The organism is Parabacteroides sp. HGS0025, from assembly GCF_000969845.1.
GTDB lineage: Bacteria > Bacteroidota > Bacteroidia > Bacteroidales > Tannerellaceae > Parabacteroides > Parabacteroides gordonii.
Map to the genome: position 1 here is coordinate 27,208 of NZ_KQ033906.1, position 20,837 is coordinate 48,044.

A 20,837-nucleotide genomic window follows, 5' to 3' on the forward strand; every position below is an offset into this window, starting at 1 on the left:
CAATAAAGACATACAGTCTTATGGCAATAATGACTTTGTGCTCCGCAGATTATGCTAATGCACAGAGAGTATCATACAATCATGATTCCTCTAAACAGAATCAGATTACCGTGATGGAAACTGGAGCCGGTTCTCTCTCTCCTGAACTATATTATATGGCAACACATAATTCATACAAAAAGACAGCTGCCGCAAAGAATAAGCAAGGTTACCGCACGATAGCTAGCATAAGCTGTTACAATCAAGTTGATTATGCAGAAACAATAGATTCAGCTCTGACAAAACGAGCTAAAATAGAAGCACTTAACCTCGCTGATAGAAGTATTGATTTAGCATGGTTGGCAGAGGGTTCAAAGATAACAAGCAAGTTGGATGTCTTTCAGAAAAACATAGATCGAATCATTCCGATGGGTGGATCTTATGAACAAAGGAAGCAATGGCTTGAGTATTACAACGAATATGAATGTGCCATCAAATCAATAAAAAACTACTATATGCCCAATGCACAACGAAAGAAAATGTACTTGGATATATATGCCGGATTGAATTATAAAAATGAGACACTGGTAAAACAACTGGTGAGTTTCCAAACAGCTAAAGAGACAAAACAGCTTCTCTCATCCAACACAAATTATAAACTGGCCGATAAGACAAGCATTATTCTTTTGGCAAAGCGGAACTGGAAGAAAGCCAGTAACTCAAAAGAAAGCGGAGGGTCAAGTAATGGTAGTATAGAGGAATCCGAATGATATAAACCAATAACAATATTAGCATGCAAAGTTTTAACCGACAAATGTCAATCATCACAGATAGAAACGTGGAGATAAGAAAAGCAGGATTAAAAACAAAGTTATACGTAACGGAACAATCAAACAAGTAATCATCTATGGCTGAAGGTACTAACATATTATCAGATTTTGGCATTAATCTCCTCGAAGAAGAGATTGATGATGTCATCTTTCAAACAAACGAGTTTCTTTGTGATGCTACTTTTACAGGCTCACAAGGTCCATTTTGGTGGCTTGTACAGATGTGTATGGCATTGGCAGCTCTATTCTCCATCGTCATGGCATCAGGAATGGCATACAAAATGATGGTTAAACATGAGCCGTTGGATGTGATGAAATTATTCAAACCATTGGCTGTCTCCATCATTCTCTGTTGGTGGTATCCACCTGCTGATACAGGCATGGTTGGAGGTGGTAGCCAATGGTGCTTCCTTGATTTCCTGAGTTATGTACCTAATTCCATAGGTTCCTACACTCACGACCTCTATCAAGCGGAAGCAGCTCAGATAGAAGATAAGTTCACTGAAGTGCAAGAACTAATCTATAAGCGAGACACAATCTATAACGACCTACAGGCAAAAGCCGATGTAGCCCATAAAGGAACTTCGGATCCTGCTGTCGTACAAGAGACAATGGTAAGTGCAGGTGTTGAAGAAGTTACCAATATGGAGAAGGATGCAAGCCGTCTTTGGTTTACATCGCTCACTGCTGGAGCTGTTGTCGGACTTGACAAAATCGTGATGCTCTTATCTCTGATAGTATTTAGAATCGGTTGGTGGAGCACTATTTATTGTCAGCAAATACTCCTAGGAATGCTAACAATCTTCGGTCCTATACAATGGGCGTTCAGTCTGTTGCCAAAATGGGAAAGCAGTTGGGCTAAATGGATAACAAGATATCTGACGGTGCATTTTTATGGAGCCATGCTCTACTTCGTTGGATTCTATGTGCTTTTGCTCTTTGATATCGTACTGAGCATACAGGTTGAAAACCTTACTGCAATCACCGCTTCTGAGCAGACTATGGCATCCTACTTACAGAATTCATTCTTCTCTGCCGGCTATCTGATGGCTGCAAGTATCGTAGCGTTGAAATGTCTTAACCTCGTTCCTGATTTGGCAGCATGGATGATACCCGATGGCGATACCGCATTCTCGACACGAAACTTTGGTGAAGGTGTTGCTCAACAAGCAAAAATGTCTACTCAGGGATTGATTGGACATGTAGTCAAATAGTCTTAACCCCTAAAATGTAATCATAAAATGGTAATAAAAAATCTAGAGAATAAAATCAAACTTGTGACTATCATCTGTGGACTTTTCCTCGTTGGCTGTGTGTTCATTAGCATTTCGAGTATTTGGACAGCACGTAATATGGTGGTCGATGCACAAAACAAAATCTATGTTTTGGATAGCAATGTTCCAATCTTAGTGCAAAGGACGACAATGGATGAAACGCTTGATGTGGAAGCAAAAGCACATATTGAAGCTTTCCACCACTACTTTTTCACCTTGGCTCCTGATGATAAGTATATAAAATACACCATGAATAAAGCCATGTATCTAGTGGATGAAACTGGTCTTGCCCAGTATAATACTCTGAAAGAAAAAGGCTTCTATAATAATATCATGGGAACAAGTGCTGTATTCAGCATTTTCTGCGATAGCATCAAGTTCAATAAGGAGAAAATGGAATTCACTTATTACGGTCGTCAACGAATAGAAAGACGAACAAATATTCTGACTCGTGAGCTTGTAACGGCTGGACAGTTGAAAAGAGTACCACGCACTGATAACAATCCTCATGGACTTTTGATTGTCAACTGGAGAACGCTACTTAACAAGGATATCGACCAAAAGACAAAAGTCAACTACTAAAAACATAAGATATGAAAGGAATAAAACGAATGTTGTTTGGCGAGAAGATGCCTGACAAGAACGACCCTCAGTATAAGGAACGTTATCAGCGTGAAGTGAAAGCAGGACGCAAGTTTGCCCAGACATTGAAAATTGACAAAGCGGCTGCACATGTACAACGATTTGCCGATATACACAAAACACTATTCTTAGTTATTGTCTTTGGATTTGTCGCTTTAAGTTTTGGCTTCAATATCTACCGTATGGCGAGAGTATATAACCACAAGCAGAGTTCAATATCTGCCATCGAGAGACAAGATTCACTTATACGCTCCAGACATAAGGGAGAAAGTAGGAATATTCACCCAATAAACAAACAAAAATAGAATCATCATGAAGCTGACCGATAAAATCAATTTCAAACAGCCTAAATACATGCTACCGCTGATTATATATCTCCCTTTGCTTGGAACAGCATATTTCGTTTTCGATATGTTTGATACGGAACTGGCAGAGAAGAAAGATGCCAATATGCAGACTACGGAATATCTGAATCCGAATCTTCCTCAAGCACAGATAAAGAGTGATGGCATTGGTGGCAAATACGAGAATATGCTCAATTCTTACGGCAAGATTGAGGATCATAGTGCCGTAAACAATATCGAAATAGAAGACAATAATGAAAAAGAAGAGTTTCAATCGAAATATTCAGACGAAGAACTTCGGAAGCTTGATGCCGAAGCAGCCGAACGTACAGCAGAAATGGAAAGACAGAAAGGCATGCAGAAAACCGACACCGATAAGACAGAATCCGAAGCATTGGCAGAACTCAACAAAGCATTGGCTCAGGCGAGGTTGAAAGCCCAACAAGAGACAGGTTTAACAGATACTGGCCAACAAGCTGATGAAACCAATCCCGCAAACAGAAACATAAGCGGTAGCGTAAACATCAACGATAAGTCAAGAAACGCAATATCCGAAGAGTCAGAACCCACTGAGGTTGTGAAGAAAGTCAAAGTTTCTTCTGACTACTTCAATACCCTCGCTGAAAACGAAAAAGAGGCCAATCTAATCAAGGCTATCATTGATGAAGACGTGAAAGCTACCGATGGGACTCGTATCCGTTTGCGCTTACTCGATGATGTGGAAATCGGAGAGCTAGTTGTACCAAAAGGTTCATACTTGTATGCCACAATGAGTGGCTTTGGTTCGCAACGAGTAAAGGGTAACATCAAAAGTATGCTTATTGATGACGAATTAGTAAAGATAAATCTGTCCATCTATGATACAGATGGCATGGAGGGACTTTATGTTCCTAGTAGCAGTTTCAGAGAGACCACTAAAGATGTAGCAAGTAGTGCAGCTTCAGGAAATATGGAAATGAATAATGGTACAAACACAGGTAACAGTATGACTCAATGGGCTGCTCAGGCTATGACGAATGCTTATCAAAAGACTAGCAATGCCATTGGTAAAGCCATCAAAAAGAATAAAGTCAAGTTGAAATACGGAACATTCGTGTATCTCATCAATAGCAAGGAAAGTAAAAAGAATAAGTAAGCGTAAATAAAATCAGCAATTATGAAAATCAAGAAAATATTTGGCGCATTGATACTTTGCGCCGTAACAAGCACTCCGATATTAGCACAACAGACCTATGAGGAGATGGAGCAGCTCACCATCAATGAGCAGGTGACAACAGTTATCACGGCTTCGGAGCCAATTCGATTTGTCGATATATCTACCGACAAGGTTATTGGCGACCAACCCATCAACAATACCATACGATTAAAACCCAAAGAAGGTCTTCATGCAGATGGTGATGTGTTGGCAATTGTAACCATTGTAACAGAACGATACCGCACCCAATATGCACTTCTGTATACTACAAGAATGCAGGAAGCTGTAACCGATAAGGAAATTCAACTAATCGAGCGCAATGCCTATAACAATCCGGCAGTAAGTATGTCAACAGTTGATATGACTCGCTTTGCACGCCAGATATGGAACTCCCCTGCAAAGATAAGAAATATCGCAACCAAGAAACATCGAATGGTTATGCGACTGAATAACATCTACACGGCAGGTGACTATTTCTTTCTTGATTTCTCTGTTGACAACAAAACCAACATTCGTTTTGATATTGACCAAATACGATTGAAACTGGATGATAAAAAGATGTCGAAAGCGACCAATACACAATCTATCGAGATTCAGCCGGTGATGATATTGGAACAAGCGAAGTCATTCAAGTATGGGTATCGTAATGTTATTGTCATTAAGAAAATGACCTTCCCAAATGACAAGGTTCTTACCATCGAGATGGCAGAGAAGCAAATTTCGGGCAGAAATATCCTTCTAAATATCGATTATGAAGATGTCCTGTCAGCTGATTCGTTTAATGCAGTTTTATTGGAGGAGGATTAATCTATGAAGAAAGTAATTCTAATGGCAATGTTGTTTATTGTCACCCTAACATCATCTCATGCTCAAGACGGTTCAAATAGAATATCTTTAAGTACAGGAGTATTGTATGAAAGAGGCTTAGACTTAACACTCTCCTATGAACATGAAACCAAATATCATAATGCGTGGGAGTATTTTGGCAATGTGTATCTGAAATGGGATGAGTGTGCTTCTTGCGGTCATGTTTGCCCCGACAGTTTTTGGAAAAACTACCGTACCTATGATTTCGGTATAGCCTATAAACCTTGTGTGGTACGAGGCAGAAACAATCATGGCAATGTGCGTATTGGAGCTTCCGTAGGCAGTGATACCGACAAGGTTATCGGTGGTATCCATGTAGGCTACGAACATAGCTATGCTCTCCAATCCGGTTGGCAAATCTTCTGGCAAGTAAAAACAGATATCATGATAAAAGGCCTTGACACCTTTAGGACGGGGGCTGCTTTAGGAATCAAATACAGTCTATAACCGAAAACAATAATCAAAATGAGAAAAATATTTTCGATGTTAGCGATAGCTACAGCAGTAATCACCTTTACATCATGTGATGCTCACAAAGACTTTCCTGATACAGACACAAAGGTATGTCATGTACTTTGTAGTGACGGGAAAATAATGCCTATAACAGATGTCGAGAAACAACATAAGACACCAGTTGCGGTTGTTTTTGATATCAATATTGATGATAACACATCTGGCAATGGAACAGCTGTATATCTATATGAAGTAACCCCCTCTGCCTTTGCTGATAGTCTAGGTGTAAAACAGAGCACATCGACTGATGTTACAAAATGGGACGGCAATGAGAATACATTCAACATGTTTAATTGCAGAGATGTTTCTTCTCCATTAGCCAATAGCGTATTTGAACTTTGGAATAATGGACAAAGTGCCTATATCCCTTCAGTATCACAAATGCGTATGCTCTATGCAGCAAAAGATTTAATCAACCCTATTTTAAAGCAATGTGGTGGCGACCCAATCCCTGATAATCCGGATGACTGTTGGTACTGGACTAGTACCGAAGTATCAGGACAAGAGTTAGCCAAGGCATGGCTCTACTCACTTAGTAGCGGTTCGATGCAAGAAACTCCAAAGACACAGACTCATAAGGCACGAGCCATTCTCACACTCAATAATTAAAAACGAATATCAAATTCATGGAAGAAAGTAAAGAATTACAGGGAGCTTATAAAATATTTCGGGCAGTCATCTATATCTCCATATTGGTGGAGTTCTTTGAATATGCCTTTGAACCAGCCATGCTAGACCATTTCGGAGGTATCCTTGCCGACATTCATGGTAGAGTCAAACAATGGTTTATCTATAATGATGGTCATCTGATATATAGCAAAGTAGTCACTTTCTTCCTCGTTTGTATCACTTGCGTAGGTACACGAAACAAAAAGCATCTGGAATTCGACTCACATAAGCAAGTGCTTTATCCCATCCTAGGCGGTGTCATACTACTTATCCTATCCGTGTGGCTCTTTGGCTTCACGATGGATGCACATTTTTATTCCCTAAGATTGAATATCATTTTCTATATGATTACAACAATAGTGGGAACAATTCTTGTACACATAGCTTTGGATAACATTAGCAAATTTCTGAAAGAAGGACTTGGAAAAGATCGTTTCAACTTTGAGAATGAAAGCTTTGACCAATGTACGGAGATGGAGGAAAATAAATACTCTGTGAATATTCCAATGCGCTTCTATTATAAAGGTAAATTTCGCAAAGGAGCCATATCAATCAGTAATCCGTTCCGAGGAACATGGGTAGTCGGAACACCAGGTTCAGGTAAAACATTTTCAGTAATTGAACCGTTTATCCGTCAACATAGTGCGAAGGGCTTTTCGTTAGTTGTATATGACTACAAGTTCCCGACTCTCGCACAGAAATTATACTACCATTACCGTATCAATCAAAAGGCAGGTAATACTCCAGATGGATGTAAATTCAATATGATAAATTTTGTTGAAGTTGAGTATTCCAAGAGAATCAATCCTATCCAGCAGAAATACATCAACAATCTTGCAGCAGCCAGTGAAACTGCTGAGACATTGCTTGAATCCCTTCAAAAAGGAAAGAAAGAAGGTGGTGGCGGTAGCGACCAATTCTTCCAAACATCTGCCGTCAACTTCTTAGCTGCTTGCATATATTTCTTCATAAACTATGAGAAAGAGCCGTACGACAAGAATGGAACGATGTTGATTGCGGAAAAAATTCTTGACCCAACAACAAAAAGACTCAAACCTACAGGACGTGTATTTGACCATAACGGAGAAGAAACAAAAGCAGACCATTGGTTAGGTAAATACTCTGATATGCCACATATTCTGTCCTTTCTCAATGAAAGTTACCAAACCATCTTTGCTGTACTTGAAACCGATAACGAGGTCGCACCTTTACTTGGTCCATTCCAAACAGCCTTAAAGAACAAGGCCATGGAACAGTTAGAGGGTATGATTGGTACTCTACGTGTTTACACCAGTAGATTGGCAACAAAAGAGAGTTATTGGATATTTCACAAAGACGGAGATGACTTTGACTTAAAGGTCAGTGACCCTAAGAATCCAAGTTATCTTCTCATTGCTAATGACCCGGAGATGGAAAGCATCATCGGGGCTTTGAATGCTTTAATTCTAAATCGACTTGTGACACGAGTAAACACCGGTCAAGGGAAAAATATACCTACAAGTATCATTGTGGATGAGTTACCTACTCTCTATTTCCACAAGATAGACCGCTTGATAGGTACAGCCCGAAGCAATAAGGTAAGCGTTGCATTAGGTTTTCAGGAATTGCCACAGCTTGAAGCCGACTATGGTAAAGTTGGTATGCAGAAAATAATCACCACAGTCGGTAATGTGATAAGTGGTTCTGCAAGAAGTAAAGAAACTCTTGAATGGTTGAGCAGTGATATCTTCGGTAAGGTAGTTCAGATAAAGAAAGGTGTAACTATCGACAGAGATAAAACTTCTATAAATCTCAATGAAAACCTTGACAGCCTTGTTCCAGCATCAAAAATCAGTGATATGCCTACAGGATGGATTTGTGGTCAGACCGCACGTGATTTTGTAGTAACCAAGACTGGACGTGGTGGCTCAATGAATATCCAAGAAAGTCATGAGTTCAAAACCACAAAATTCTACTGCAAAACTGATTTTGACATGGAAGCTATCAAAAAGGAAGAAGAGGATTATATACATTATCCAATCCCTAAATTCTATAATTTCGGTCCTGTAGATGAGCGTGAGCGCATACTTTACAAGAATTTTGTTCAGGTGGGACAAGACGTAAAAGAAATGATCAATTCCATCTTTGGCAAGGATAAGCATATTTAGTGTGCTGGAATCTAAAATCCATATAAATGATTAGAATCTTGAACATTAGACTTTTGACGACAGTACTGCTACTTGTAATGACGATTAGTGTTTCAGCAAAAGACAAACAACAAAATACAAACATAACATCAAAGGAGTATTCTTCACTTTATAGCCTTCCCAAATTTGAGAGGGCTGTTTTGCTTATAAAATATTGTGAAGGTATGCACTCCCAAAAAGACTATCCATACGTTGGCTATGGACATCGACTTCAACCTGGTGAGAAACTTACATCACAGATTACTAAGAGACAGGCTGATTCGTTGTTACGTAGTGACCTAAAGAAACTATGTTACTTATTCCGTGACTATGGTTCTAACACTATTTTATTAGCCACACTCGCCTATAACTGTGGTCACGTCTCTATCTTGGGCGATAAGAACAAACCTGAAAGTCGGCTAATTCAGAAAATCAAGCGAGGCGAAAAAAACATAGAGAATGAGTACATAACATTCTGTAAATGGAAAGGTAAGGTAATTCCATCCATCAAACGGAGGAGATGGATAGAACTAAAACTATTAACATAATTCATTTGATTCAGATTAGACTTCATCAATCCAATTCTTAATCAAATCTATATTGTCACTTTTAGGACTATAATGTTTCTCTATCTTGTACATTTGTACAATAATTGGCAAATCTGCAATAACCCCGGATAATACACAAGCTCCTACAGGAAGAATAGGTAAAGACTCTATGGACAATTTATCTAAATAAGATACTGCCTTTTCTACCATTTCCAAATCTCTGTTATTAATTAATCTATGGATTAAATAGTTATGTAACTGTGAAATAATAGTAGATGAGATATCTGAAGGTCGTTGGCTGGCAATTGTTAGAAAGACTCCAAACTTTCTGCCTTCTTTTATAATTTCTTCAAACGTTTCCAATCTAAAGTCCTTCCATGATTCACTTTCCCTCATAGATTCGTAAGAAAGGATGTTATGAGCTTCATCAACAATAATATTTAAGGACTCACTCAAAGTTTCATTTTTTGTTTTTTTATGGGTTGTATAAAGCTTGAATGATATAAGAAGAGGTATTAGTTTCTTCATATTTATATTCACATCATTCAAATCGATAACTACAAAATAATTATTATTCCAAAAATCAGCATTGTCATCAATAATAAATACCTTTTCGAAATCTTTCATCAAAGCCTTTAGCTTATTAATTGCCGGTGCAATGTGTTCATTGATAGCTCTATTATTTATAACATCTTCAATTAGTTGTATATATAGGTATTTTATAATAATATCAACAAAATTTCCATTTTCTGCATAATCATCTATAGCTCTATATATTGATAGTCTATTAATGTAAGATTGCCCTATAGAATTATTAAAGAATTTCATATCTCCAGCCACAATTGTATAATATGAACTCCTGCTTCCATGCCATTCTAAATCCTTTTGTAAGCCAATGCTTATTCCTGATTCATTAATTTTTTCTGGTAATATCTGTTCAAAATAATCCAATAATAATTTAGCCTTAGTATGGTCGGGCATAGATAGAACACTTTTAAGAAGATTATGCAATGTACCCTTTATATAGGATATAACATATTTTTTCGAATGAACATTTTGATAGAACGATAAAGTCCTTTTAATAAATGGCTGTTGTGTCTTTTCAGTTGCGCTAGCCAATATATTAAAAAGTTCTGGATTGAGAAGATCCTCCTTCTTTAATGGTATTTTATTCCCCGTGCTGTTACGAGTACATAGTATATATGATTTTTTTGTATCTGTAATTACTCCTTCCTTTGAATACTCCCCATTGAAATCAAATAACAAAAATTTTGCATTCTTCTGAAACATCTTGTTTGCGCTTACTTTATCAAACAACTTCTTGTAAATACCAGCTAATGTATAACTCTTTCCACTACCAGTATTTCCAAAAATTCCAATATGACTTGAAAACAACTTATTAATACTGATTTCTATTGGCACATTGCTATCAGATACTAGATGACCAATTTCAATAGTCAACTCATCATCTTTCGCAAATTTATGAATTAATGAGAATTCACTATTATCCATTAACAAGCATTCATTACCTATAAGAGGAAGCTCTTTTACTCCCTTATGGTATAAGCCATTTTCAAAATATCCTATCAGCTTAACTACTAGAGTTCTACTAATTTCCTCATTCTTATTATGGTATGAATCATTAACGTCGTTATTTTCCTTAATATATTCACTTTCAACTTTTGCCACAATATGAACAAATCCTTTTAGGATGTTTAGATAACTTCCTACTGATACATTTTTAATTATCTCACCTCTATATAAAAGATGGGATAAATTTTTATTTTTATCAACCTTAATGCAAACCTCTCTACCATTGACTGACAATACTTCACCAACTCGAAATATTGATTGTTTTTGCAGTAAGTCATTTACAATCGTATCCATTTATTTATTGATTAGTTTAAGAATATTGTCAAAAACATATTTATTAATCGATTCAAAATCGAACGCTGCAAGACCATTTAGATTCTCATTTGCAAACTCTTGATCTTGACATAACTTAAATCTCTCAGGAGTTAGTATCTTAATATTATTATTGTTTACAGGACCAGCCTTTGAAATATTGTTAGATATAGCATCTCCAGCTTCTTGGTTATATGCAAAAATTAGAACTAATAATGTTGGGTTTGAGTTAGCTGCACGAACAGTAATTTTCGCAATATGCTCATCAGCAAAAGAGAATCCAGCAGCCATTAATAATGTTGATGCACATTCAAGGTTATTTGAATATAATCTCATTAATTCATAGAAGTGTAAGTCTATAACGCTTTCTCTAAATTTTGTCTTGCGAGGATTTATCATTATTAGCTTATTATATTCACTTATGAACTGATCAACATTTGGATCAACAACATCTAATTCAAGATAATCCTTCGCAAATTCCACAATCTCACATAGAGGGGTTTTTTCAGAAAATGATGAAAAAATAGCTGTTGAATTTAAAGAATCACATAATGCTTTTAAATTCCGAAGTTGCTGTAGTGTTGAATCATAATTTACGTTATTGTCCTTTCCTTGAATCCAATTTATTGACCCATGAATTTTCATAAAGTTGAAAATTGGAATTAATGCACTATTCTGATATAAAGGGCTAACCTTTGAAACAATATTGGAGAAACTATCTTCTCGATAAACCGGAGTCTGATGACCTTTAAAACCATCATTAAACTCTATGCCCTGAGACTCTGCTGATATTTCAACGAAATTATCGATATTAGTGGTAAAGATATTTACTTGCTTGTCCAACAAAGTGTCCTTTCTCCTAGCAATAATCTCGTTCCAATTTTTCAAGAAGCATTCGTAATTGCTAATTACTTTGTCACAGAGAGGAGATTCTCTTGTGAATTCTTCCAAACAAGGAAACATTACTCCCTTTAAATATTTCACATACAAAGACAGCTGAACCAATGTTCTAATGTTTTTATCATCTATATCCGCACTTTCTGTCAATAGATTCTCTATACTACCTAGTGTCGATAGATATGGCTGAGATAAGCCAGACCCAAATAAGAAGCTTATATGGGAAGATTGAATGATATTTTTAAGCTGTTCTAGTTTCATGTTAAATTTATTTTGATGACTTGAACTATTAGTATGACTTGACTATTTGCTATTCGTCATGCAAAAGTAGCTCAATTTCATATTAATTCATAAGTTTAAACTAATAAAGTCATAATATTGATGTAATTCACCATAATATTTGCATAAATGTCGTTCAAAAAGGTATATTGTCAATTTTTATTAGTATTTTTGCATTTTGGATACAATAAATTAGGTGTAATATGCAAAAGAATAAAGACATCAATCGATTAAAGGTTGTATTGGCTGAAAAGAAACGAACCAACAAATGGCTGGCAGATGCACTGGGAAAAGATCCTGCTACTGTTTCAAAATGGTGCACAAACACTGCACAGCCATGCCTTGAAACACTGCTTGAAATAGCAAGAGTCCTTGAAGTTGACGTTAAAGATCTTTTGAATTCATCAAAAACTGAAGCAAAGTATATAAGAGTTGAATAAAGTAATGATGGAAAAAGAGAATAACAATGTGTATAACATGGCTTTCACAGCCGGCGCAGCTATGCTCAGCGAAACCCTTGCGGTCGCTGAAGCATATCTCGACTGTGGGCAAGATTGGGAACTCACCAGAGAAAAAACAATAAAAGAGAATCTGATGAGTAAAGGCAAACTATCATCCAATCAAAGATATTTTCAGTTGATGAAACAACGTATTGAGGTTCTCAATAATGAAGAAATACAGATGCTTGTTCACGGTTCTGTATCAGCCAGACGACAACTTATTCTATTAGCTATTTGCAAAGCATACCGTTTAATATTTGATTTCATCAATGAAAATGTTAGGGAGTGCTTTTATAATTTTCACGAAAGTATATCTTATGCCAACTTCAATGAATTCTTTAACGAGAAGAAGTATGAACATCCGGAAATGGAAAAAATATCCGAATTGTCTATTTATAAGATGAGACAGGTAATATTCCGTATTCTTGAACAGACAGAGCTAATAGAATCAGCTGAGTCAGGAGAACTGCGTCGCCCGTATCTTACAGAAGAACTAGAACGTATGATTGTTAAGGATGATGCAAAATGGTTAGCAATATACCTCTATTCTAATAACGAAATTTCTAATCTCCATGACTTGTATGCATAATCAATCAATCGATATGGACACACTCTTTGATGGTGTGTATAACAAACTGTTGGCTCCTAGCTTCGGCAAGAATTTAGGTGGTGAATTACCATTGTATATCCAGCCGATACCATCTGATCAACAATCAGAAGAAAGCAGTCAAATTAAACGCTTGTCTAACAGACTCAAAAAGAAAGGTTTCGAAACAACATCAATAAACCTATATGATATCTGTATGACAATACTCTCAGAAGAAGGTGTCTTAGAAACTATTTTCGAGGAAGAAGCTAATATTCCCAAAGAGGATATCATAGCCACGCTTGATAGCATGCTTGACATTAAATCGGTAGTCATTCCTCGTATAAAAGAAAAGATAATTGAAGATAATTCCACTTTTGTCTTTATCAGTGGTGTTGGGAGCATCTATCCTTTCATACGTTCACATGGAATTTTAAACAATATCGATGAACTCACAGAGAGTTGTAACCTGATATTGTTTTTCCCCGGAGACTATAACAATCTTCAATTAAAACTTTTCGGTAAAATCTCCGACGAGAATTATTACCGAGGACATAATCTAAATGATATAAAAGAAATTTAATACATAGAAATCATGATACAGGAGCGAATATATAAAAAGGACATTCAACGCCCTATCAATGGTGTAATCAAAGCAGATAGCAAAAATGAGCTCAGCAATGAAATCACCGAGTATGTTATCACAGCTGAGCAGCAACAACCAAAACTACTTCCAACACTGTTCAAGACATTAGTAGCACCAACCAGACCTACTTGCGTATGGATATCAGGCGACTTCGGAAGTGGTAAATCACACTTGCTGAAGATTCTGTCATACGTTCTTGAAAATCAATTAGTCATTGATGGACGTAAATGCGGTGATATTTTTGCAGACAAAGCCGAAGACGATTTTGAACTGAAAGGTGATATTCAGAAAGCCTGTCGCATACCTACAGAAAGTGTCCTTTTCAATATTCAAGAGAAACTTGATGGTGTTGCCAAAGGCAGCATCGATCCTGTATTAAATATATTCTTGAAGGAATTCAATCGCAAGATGGGATTCGATGATAAGAAACCGGAGATTGCAGAGATTGAAAGATATTTTGATGAGAAAGGCAAATTTGATTATCTAAAATCAGAGTTCAAAAAACGCTTTGGTGAAAACTGGGAAGATGCCCGTAAGTCTATACTGCTCAAACTTCAAAAGTTAGCTGAGATTATGGCTGATGTAGAAAATACCAGCAAAGAAATCGCCTATCAGAATATTCAAGTTCAAATCAAGAATTATAAGTTAGACATTGATGGATTTGTCAACTTGGTAAAGAAGCATCTCGATAAGCAACAACCTGGTTCTCGATTTATCTTTTTTGTTGATGAGGTTGGCCAGTTCATAGGGAAAGATGTCCACCGTATGCTCAGCCTTCAAACTATCGCAGAAGGATTAATTGACAAGACTGATGGTCTTGCCTCAATCATGGTAACATCACAGATGGATATCGACGCCACTCTTGGTAATCTCGAAAAGCAACAAGAATATGATTTCTCACGTATCCAAGGTCGTTTTACCACTCGCATCAACCTGACAAGTGCAAATGCAGATGAAGTCATCCAACGCCGTTTGCTTGAGAAAAACGAGAAACCAAAGAAAGAATTGTGCTTAGTATATGATCAGCAAAAGAATATCATCAAAAGCCTGTTCAATTTTGGGGATAACAGTCAGTTTAAGACAAACTACAAAGACGATGCTCAGTTTGCTATTGACTTCCCTTTTATTGACTATCAGTTTGACCTTTTACAACGGGCTATCATTGAATTAAGCAAGAACAATGCATTCAGCGGTAAACAGCAATCTGTTGGTGAGCGTTCACTTCTGACAATTACTCAAGAAGTTGCCATCGCATACAAGGACAAAGACCTCAATCAGATTGTACAGTTCTGTGATATGTATGAAGGCATCCGTGGAATCCTTCAAACAAAGGTTCAGTCGGATATCCAGCAAGCAGAAAAAACATTGGGTGATGATATGGCATTGAAGGTCTTGAAGACACTCTTCATGATAAAATATGTGAAAGGTTTCCCATCAACAACCGACAATATAACAAAAATCATGCTGCCTACTCTTGACACCGACTTTCCGGAATACAAAAGTCGTATTCAAGAGGCTTTGAATAAGTTGGTTCATACCTCTTATATCGAAAAAGGTGCTAATGACGAATACCATTATCAGACCAACGAAGAAAAGGATATTGAGAATGAGATAAAGAATGAAGACATTCAGCCTGATGCCATCAATAATGAATTGAAGAAAATATTCCGTGATGAGATTTTCTCAGACTCAAAAATAAAACTGTCAAACAATAAGGTATTCTCTTATGGACGAATGGTAGATGAACAGCAAGATGGTCGCGATTCTGAAATGTATATCCATTTTGTTACACCTTTAAATAGTCTTGTGAATACCGACCAACAAGCAATGCTTATGTATTCTATGGGACATCCAACGCAATTATGTGTGGTACTTGGTGAAGACAAATACATGGCAGAGGATATTGCAATGTTCAAAAAAGCAGATAAATGCCTGACTAGACTTTTGTCTGCAAATGGTGATAACTACCGTCAGCAAATTGTAACAGACAAGCGTCGTGTAAATGCAAACCGTAGAGTTAGCATAGTAAATCGTTTGGTTGAACTTACAAAGAGCGCACACCTCTATATAAATGGTCAAGAGCTTACAGACATACGTTCATCAGACATCAAAACACGTCTAAATGAAGCCATGACTAAACTTGTGGAACAAGTTTATACTAATCTTAAGATGTTGACTATCGAATATGATGATTCGATGCTTAAAACAATCATAAACGACACAACACCTAGTGGTGAATTTGGTTTTCAAATAGACAATTGTTCACAAGAAATTCTCAACTGGATTAATCGTAACAAGGGCATGAGTGTTCGCACAAAGGTTAAAGACCTCGTTGATTATTTCAAGGCGAAACCTTATGGTTGGTATGAAACAGCATCGCTGTGTATCTTGGCTAAATTGTATAAAATGGACAAGATTTCATTTAGAAGTAACGGCGGTATTGTGCCCGATAGAGACCTATACACCAATATGACAAATGGCACTCAGCAAGCTGTTCTTATTGTAGATATAGAAGAAACTATCACCAACTCCCAGATTGCTAAATTAAAGAATCTATATAAAGAATTCTTTGAGGATGAAAGTTGTTCAGCACAGAGTGCAAAGGATGTTCACTCAGCATTTATAACTCGTCTCAACAAGGAAATTGCAGACCTACGTTCAATCAAAGATCAGTGGCACTTTGATTTTGTGAAACCAATGGAAGAAATCATTCCATTGCTTAGCTGCTTGGCAAGTTGTGTTTACCCTGGATTATACACTAAAACCAATCAGATAGAGGATGCTATCGACCGCAAAGTAGATGAAGCTGATGTAATCTGCCAATTCGTTAATGGCAAACAGTTTGATATTTTCAAACGTATTGACACGCTGAAAAAAGGCAATCAAGCAAATCTTACATACGTTTCTGCTGAGTTGATAAAGGCTTTGGATGAGATATACAACTCAGCTACACCTTGGAGCTTAATGGCAAAAGGAAAGGCAACCATTGATGCTATAACAAACGAGATTAAGGAAAAGCAGGAAGCAGCCATTGCTGATGTCATTATTATTCTGGATACAAAATTGCAGGCACTTACCGGTCTTTCTTCATACGGTGCTTTGCAAGCCAACCAACAACAGCAGATCACGGCTATGTTTGAAGTGTTGAAATCAAAAGCTCAGTCTGAACGATACATCGGGAACTTGATTGCAATGAATAATCAGGTTACAGACACTTACAACAAGTGTCTTGATTCTATCAACCATTGGATTGAAGAGAAACAAAAAGCACAGGAAGAGGAAGCACGCAAGAAAGCTCAACAGCAGAATGGCGATGGACATACTATCGCACAACCTAATACACCTCATGTTATTCATAAGGTCGTTAGCAAACAGAAGGCTATGGCTGTAACTTTTGACAAACCTGTTCTTGAAACAAAAGAAGATGTAGAAAAATATGTAGATGCATTGAAAACTCAGTTAATGCACTTTATTGAACAGAACAACAATATCATGTTGAATTAATAGAAAATAATAGAATGGCAACAAATACAAGTGCTTTAAAGACCTTTGCACAACAGACACGCATCAAACTGATCTCGCTTATCAAAACGAAGTTACAGCTGGTGCTAAATACTGATACTTCTGAGTTTAGGGGTTACGAAGAAGAAATAAAAAAGCTGCGTAGTAAAATTTCGCAGCAAGGAGAAGATGGTGTAATTGAGGAGGTAGCTTATACTTGGTTTAATCGTATTATGGCTCTTCGCTTTATGGATGCCAATGGCTACAATTCTCCAATGATTGTTACTCCTGCCGCAGGACAAACTCGACCGGAGATATTACAGGATGCAATGGCGGGAAACATAGATGACGAATTAAGCCTTTCTGATGACGATAAATTTCTGCCTGAGGCCAAACTCTATCGCTGTCTCTTGATTGCTGTATGTAATCAGAAGAACCATGCCATGCCATTCCTTTTTGAGCGAATTGCCGATTATTCGGAGCTTCTTCTTCCCGATGATTTGCTGTCGGAGCAAAGTTTTGTATCCGATATTCGTAATGGAATGAGCGTTGATGATTGCCAAAATGTGGAACTAATGGGCTGGCTGTATCAGTTCTATATCATTGACCGCAAGGCTGATGCCGAGATTAAGAAAACGAAGAAAGGTGGATTGAAGAGCGATGAACAGGCAGCAGCCACTCAGTTGTTTACTCCACATTGGGTGGTGCGCTATATGGTTGAGAACACCCTAGGCAAGATATGGATGACGCTGCACCAGGAAAGTCGCCTTATTGATGAAATGCCATATTATATCAAGTCTCCCGACGGGCAAGTTGACCCAATACCGGAAGATATCAGTAAAGCATCTGACATTCGTTTTATCGACCCTTGCATGGGTAGCGGACACGTGCTGGTGTATGCTTTCGACCTCTTTACAAAGATGTATGAGGAAGAAGGTGAAATGACGAAGGATATTCCGAATCTTATTTTGACCAATAATATTTTTGGTATTGACATTGACCCTCGATGCTATCAATTGGCAAGCTTTGCGCTAACAATGAAAGCTCGTGCTTACTATAGCCGCTATTTGCGTCGCACCGTATCGCCTAATGTCATTGCACTGCAAAATATTGACCACGACACCATTGAATCATCAGGTAGTTGGCAGAAGGATTCCCTAATGTGGCAATTTGAGAATGTAGATACTATTGGTTCTTTGCTAAAAGTTGCTCCTGATGAGTGCACAGCAATCAAGGTTGACAGCGGTTTGTTTGGAGCAAATCAAAAGGTATTGAAGAAGCAAGCGGAATATCTTTCGGGTACTTATCATTGTGTGGTTACTAATCCTCCGTACTTGGGGAAAGGATTTTGTGATGAATTGAAGAATTATGTAAACAAAGAATATCCAAATTCCAAAGCCGATATAATGGCAACCTTTATGGAGCGTACTTTGGAGTTTGCAGCAAAGAACGGAAAGATGGCAATGATTAATATGCACTCTTGGATGTTCTTGTCCTCTTATGAAAAGCTACGTGGCGTAATTCTTGACAACTATAATATAGATTCTTTACTTCATCTTGGTCCTCGTACCTTTGATGAAATTAGTGGTGAGGTGGTTCAGAACGCAGCTTTTATTGTGGCTAATCATAGGCCAAGTGAATTTGGAGGAATATATTACAGATTGGTTGCAGGAGGAAATTGTCATTCAAAAGAAATGATGTTTTTAAATCCCGAACAAATTGATACAGAAAAGAGAGATCAGCAAGATATCATCTTTAGCAACGTTTCTCAGAAGAACTTTGAGAAGATTCCGGGATATAAGATTTCATATTGGGCTTCTGAAAAAGCAAAAAATAATTTTCTTTATAAGAAATTCTTGTCCGATAACATACATAATTTACAAGGAATAATTACTGGTAATACAACTAAATATTTAAGATTATGGTATGAGGTAGATTATAAGAACGTATCTATCCATGCAACATTATTTAACAACTCCAGATATTGGATTGCATATACAAAAGGCGGAAGTGTAAGAAAATGGTTCGGCAATAATGATTATGTAATTTATTGGAAAAATGGAGGTGATTATTTGGTTAGAAATAGAAGCACCAATTCCAAATATTATCTCAAACCTTGTTTTACATGGTCTTTGATTGGATCACAAAGATTCTCAACGCGATATTGTGATAATGGCTTTCTTTGGGATGTCTCAGGTTCAATCGGAGTACCTCAAAACAACAATTGGGAAATCTTGTTAGGCTTAATGAATTCAAACATTATAGATAAATATCTAAAAATATTAAATCCAACATTAAATACCAATATAGAAGATATTGACTCAATACCATTAGTTCCAAAAATTGAGGAACCGTCAAATGCGATAGATTATACTGTTAAACAAAATATCACTATTTCTAAACTTGATTGGGATGCCCACGAAACGAGTTGGGATTTCCAAACATCACCGTTGTTTGATGCAATGTTGGGGGAAATTGGAATGTCAAAATCTCAATTCTATCATTCTCGAATGATAGCTGAGGCTAATAGAGGTGTGCTATTGTCTGAAGTATGCAAAACTTACTGTGAGCAATGGCAAGCCTTGTTTATGCAACTCCATGCCAACGAAGAAGAGCTCAATCGTCAATTCATAGAAATTTACGGCCTGCAAGACGAACTTACACCCGAGGTGCTACTCAAAGAAATCACTATCCTTCAAGAGGGAGAAATAAGCATAGAAGACGACCAGATAATATGGCACAACGATGTAATCATTAAGCAGTTCATCAGCTATCTTATTGGCTGCTACATGGGCAGATATTCCGTAGATAAGCCCGGACTAATAATAGCAAGCCAAGGACAAACATTAGATTCTATTGACCCTGAAGTTCAAAAGACTTTGGAGATAGATGATGATGGCATTATCCCATTCATTCAAGAGCCGGACTTCTTTGCCGATGACATGACTGAGCGCGTACAGATTGCAATCAGAAAGCTATTCGGAGATACTAACTATTACGATAACTTGAAATTCATTGACGATACATTAGGCTGTAATCTTCGTGAATACTTGTTCAAGACATTCTACACTGACTACGTACAGATGTATCAGAAGCGACCAATCTATTGGCTTTTCTCCTCAAAGATGGGCGACAAGAAAAAGAAAGGATATTTCAAGGCACTTGTGTATATGCACCGCATAGAGGGTGACACGCTGTCGAAACTTCATGCCGACTATGTGCATCCATATCTCGAAAAAGTGGAGATGCAACTAAAGGAAGCTGAATACCAAGCTACCCGCGATGACCTTAGTACCGCACAGCGAAACAAAGCCTTGAAACTGGTAGATGAGCTAAAAGACAAAGTGCGTGAGGTGCATGCCTTCGAGCAGCAACTGGTAGAAATGGCAAGCCACCGCTTAACTATAGACCTTGACGACGGAGTAAAAGCAAATTATCCCAAATACTATCCATTGGTAGAACCTATCAAGGGATTGGAAAGCAGTGAAGAATAAAAA

The 20,837-nt window shown here is 37.4% G+C and carries 16 protein-coding genes; 14 read left to right on the forward strand and 2 right to left on the reverse strand.

What is annotated here, in order from left to right; all coding sequences use genetic code 11:
- Positions 1 to 20: 20 nt before the first annotated feature.
- The 9 genes from HMPREF1212_RS24960 (at position 21) to HMPREF1212_RS25000 (ending at position 8,460) form a co-directional block, all read left to right on the forward strand.
- Entirely contained in the window at positions 21 to 749 is a 729-nt protein-coding gene (locus HMPREF1212_RS24960; RefSeq protein WP_232430223.1) for a DUF5045 domain-containing protein, read from the forward strand.
- Positions 750 to 886: 137 nt separating this feature from the next.
- On the forward strand, positions 887 to 2,023 hold the full coding sequence (locus tag HMPREF1212_RS24965; protein WP_046151562.1) for a membrane protein: 1,137 nt from the start codon (positions 887 to 889) through the stop codon (positions 2,021 to 2,023).
- 27 nt (positions 2,024 to 2,050) lie between these two features.
- On the forward strand, positions 2,051 to 2,665 hold the full coding sequence (traK, locus tag HMPREF1212_RS24970; RefSeq protein ID WP_046151563.1) for a conjugative transposon protein TraK: 615 nt from the start codon (positions 2,051 to 2,053) through the stop codon (positions 2,663 to 2,665).
- Between the two features lie 11 nt (positions 2,666 to 2,676).
- Positions 2,677 to 3,030 (forward strand): hypothetical protein, encoded by a 354-nt coding sequence (locus HMPREF1212_RS24975; protein WP_046151564.1) that lies wholly within the window; start codon positions 2,677 to 2,679, stop codon positions 3,028 to 3,030.
- Positions 3,031 to 3,037: 7 nt separating this feature from the next.
- Positions 3,038 to 4,204, forward strand: a complete 1,167-nt coding sequence (gene traM / locus HMPREF1212_RS24980; RefSeq protein ID WP_046151565.1) for a conjugative transposon protein TraM — start codon at positions 3,038 to 3,040, stop codon at positions 4,202 to 4,204.
- A 21-nt stretch (positions 4,205 to 4,225) separates the two neighbouring features.
- Positions 4,226 to 5,071: a conjugative transposon protein TraN gene (traN, locus tag HMPREF1212_RS24985; protein WP_046151566.1), complete on the forward strand. Its 846-nt coding sequence runs from the start codon at positions 4,226 to 4,228 to the stop codon at positions 5,069 to 5,071.
- 3 nt (positions 5,072 to 5,074) lie between these two features.
- Positions 5,075 to 5,578, forward strand: coding sequence for a hypothetical protein (locus HMPREF1212_RS24990; RefSeq protein WP_046151567.1), 504 nt, complete (start codon positions 5,075 to 5,077; stop codon positions 5,576 to 5,578).
- An 18-nt stretch (positions 5,579 to 5,596) separates the two neighbouring features.
- Positions 5,597 to 6,253 (forward strand): hypothetical protein, encoded by a 657-nt coding sequence (locus HMPREF1212_RS24995; RefSeq protein WP_046151568.1) that lies wholly within the window; start codon positions 5,597 to 5,599, stop codon positions 6,251 to 6,253.
- A 17-nt stretch (positions 6,254 to 6,270) separates the two neighbouring features.
- A complete protein-coding gene (locus tag HMPREF1212_RS25000; RefSeq protein WP_046151569.1) occupies positions 6,271 to 8,460 on the forward strand; it encodes a type IV secretory system conjugative DNA transfer family protein in 2,190 nt (729 codons plus the stop codon).
- Between the two features lie 581 nt (positions 8,461 to 9,041).
- Here the strand turns inward: HMPREF1212_RS25000 and HMPREF1212_RS25010 are convergent.
- Together HMPREF1212_RS25010 and HMPREF1212_RS25015 are read right to left on the reverse strand one after the other, a co-directional pair.
- The gene (locus tag HMPREF1212_RS25010; protein WP_046151571.1) at positions 9,042 to 10,913 is read right to left on the reverse strand and encodes an ATP-binding protein; all 1,872 of its coding nucleotides are present in this window, start codon (positions 10,911 to 10,913) and stop codon (positions 9,042 to 9,044) included.
- On the reverse strand, positions 10,914 to 12,089 hold the full coding sequence (locus HMPREF1212_RS25015) for a hypothetical protein (RefSeq protein ID WP_046151572.1): 1,176 nt from the start codon (positions 12,087 to 12,089) through the stop codon (positions 10,914 to 10,916).
- A gap of 221 nt (positions 12,090 to 12,310) precedes the next feature.
- Here HMPREF1212_RS25015 and HMPREF1212_RS25020 point away from each other — a divergent pair, with 221 nt between their 5' ends.
- Genes HMPREF1212_RS25020 through pglX form a run of 5 tightly spaced genes read left to right on the forward strand, consistent with a single transcriptional unit; the run spans position 12,311 to position 20,834 of the window.
- Positions 12,311 to 12,547, forward strand: a complete 237-nt coding sequence (locus tag HMPREF1212_RS25020; protein WP_046151573.1) for a helix-turn-helix domain-containing protein — start codon at positions 12,311 to 12,313, stop codon at positions 12,545 to 12,547.
- Positions 12,540 to 13,196: a DUF1819 family protein gene (locus HMPREF1212_RS25025; protein ID WP_074557827.1), complete on the forward strand. Its 657-nt coding sequence runs from the start codon at positions 12,540 to 12,542 to the stop codon at positions 13,194 to 13,196. The genes HMPREF1212_RS25020 and HMPREF1212_RS25025 overlap by 8 nt, the downstream gene beginning before the upstream one ends.
- Positions 13,197 to 13,209: 13 nt before the next feature.
- Positions 13,210 to 13,776, forward strand: coding sequence for a DUF1788 domain-containing protein (locus HMPREF1212_RS25030; RefSeq protein ID WP_157317147.1), 567 nt, complete (start codon positions 13,210 to 13,212; stop codon positions 13,774 to 13,776).
- Between the two features lie 12 nt (positions 13,777 to 13,788).
- Entirely contained in the window at positions 13,789 to 17,343 is a 3,555-nt protein-coding gene (gene brxC, locus HMPREF1212_RS25035) for a BREX system P-loop protein BrxC (RefSeq protein ID WP_046151576.1), read from the forward strand.
- A gap of 14 nt (positions 17,344 to 17,357) precedes the next feature.
- Positions 17,358 to 20,834 carry a BREX-1 system adenine-specific DNA-methyltransferase PglX gene (gene pglX, locus HMPREF1212_RS25040; RefSeq protein WP_046151577.1) on the forward strand — a complete coding sequence of 1,159 codons (3,477 nt, stop codon included), beginning with the start codon at positions 17,358 to 17,360 and terminating at the stop codon, positions 20,832 to 20,834.
- The last annotated feature ends 3 nt before the right edge of the window (positions 20,835 to 20,837 follow it).

Coding starts and splice junctions, on each gene's coding strand:
- HMPREF1212_RS25000 (WP_046151569.1), top strand. CDS start 6,271: ATGGAAGAAAGTAAAGAATTACAGGGAGCTTATAAAATATTTCGGGCA.
- traM (WP_046151565.1), top strand. CDS start 3,038: ATGAAGCTGACCGATAAAATCAATTTCAAACAGCCTAAATACATGCTA.
- HMPREF1212_RS25020 (WP_046151573.1), top strand. CDS start 12,311: ATGCAAAAGAATAAAGACATCAATCGATTAAAGGTTGTATTGGCTGAA.
- HMPREF1212_RS24965 (WP_046151562.1), top strand. CDS start 887: ATGGCTGAAGGTACTAACATATTATCAGATTTTGGCATTAATCTCCTC.
- HMPREF1212_RS24995 (WP_046151568.1), top strand. CDS start 5,597: ATGAGAAAAATATTTTCGATGTTAGCGATAGCTACAGCAGTAATCACC.
- pglX (WP_046151577.1), top strand. CDS start 17,358: ATGGCAACAAATACAAGTGCTTTAAAGACCTTTGCACAACAGACACGC.
- HMPREF1212_RS24990 (WP_046151567.1), top strand. CDS start 5,075: ATGAAGAAAGTAATTCTAATGGCAATGTTGTTTATTGTCACCCTAACA.
- traK (WP_046151563.1), top strand. CDS start 2,051: ATGGTAATAAAAAATCTAGAGAATAAAATCAAACTTGTGACTATCATC.
- brxC (WP_046151576.1), top strand. CDS start 13,789: ATGATACAGGAGCGAATATATAAAAAGGACATTCAACGCCCTATCAAT.
- HMPREF1212_RS25010 (WP_046151571.1), bottom strand. CDS start 10,913: ATGGATACGATTGTAAATGACTTACTGCAAAAACAATCAATATTTCGA.
- HMPREF1212_RS24960 (WP_232430223.1), top strand. CDS start 21: ATGGCAATAATGACTTTGTGCTCCGCAGATTATGCTAATGCACAGAGA.
- HMPREF1212_RS25030 (WP_157317147.1), top strand. CDS start 13,210: ATGGACACACTCTTTGATGGTGTGTATAACAAACTGTTGGCTCCTAGC.
- traN (WP_046151566.1), top strand. CDS start 4,226: ATGAAAATCAAGAAAATATTTGGCGCATTGATACTTTGCGCCGTAACA.
- HMPREF1212_RS24975 (WP_046151564.1), top strand. CDS start 2,677: ATGAAAGGAATAAAACGAATGTTGTTTGGCGAGAAGATGCCTGACAAG.
- HMPREF1212_RS25015 (WP_046151572.1), bottom strand. CDS start 12,089: ATGAAACTAGAACAGCTTAAAAATATCATTCAATCTTCCCATATAAGC.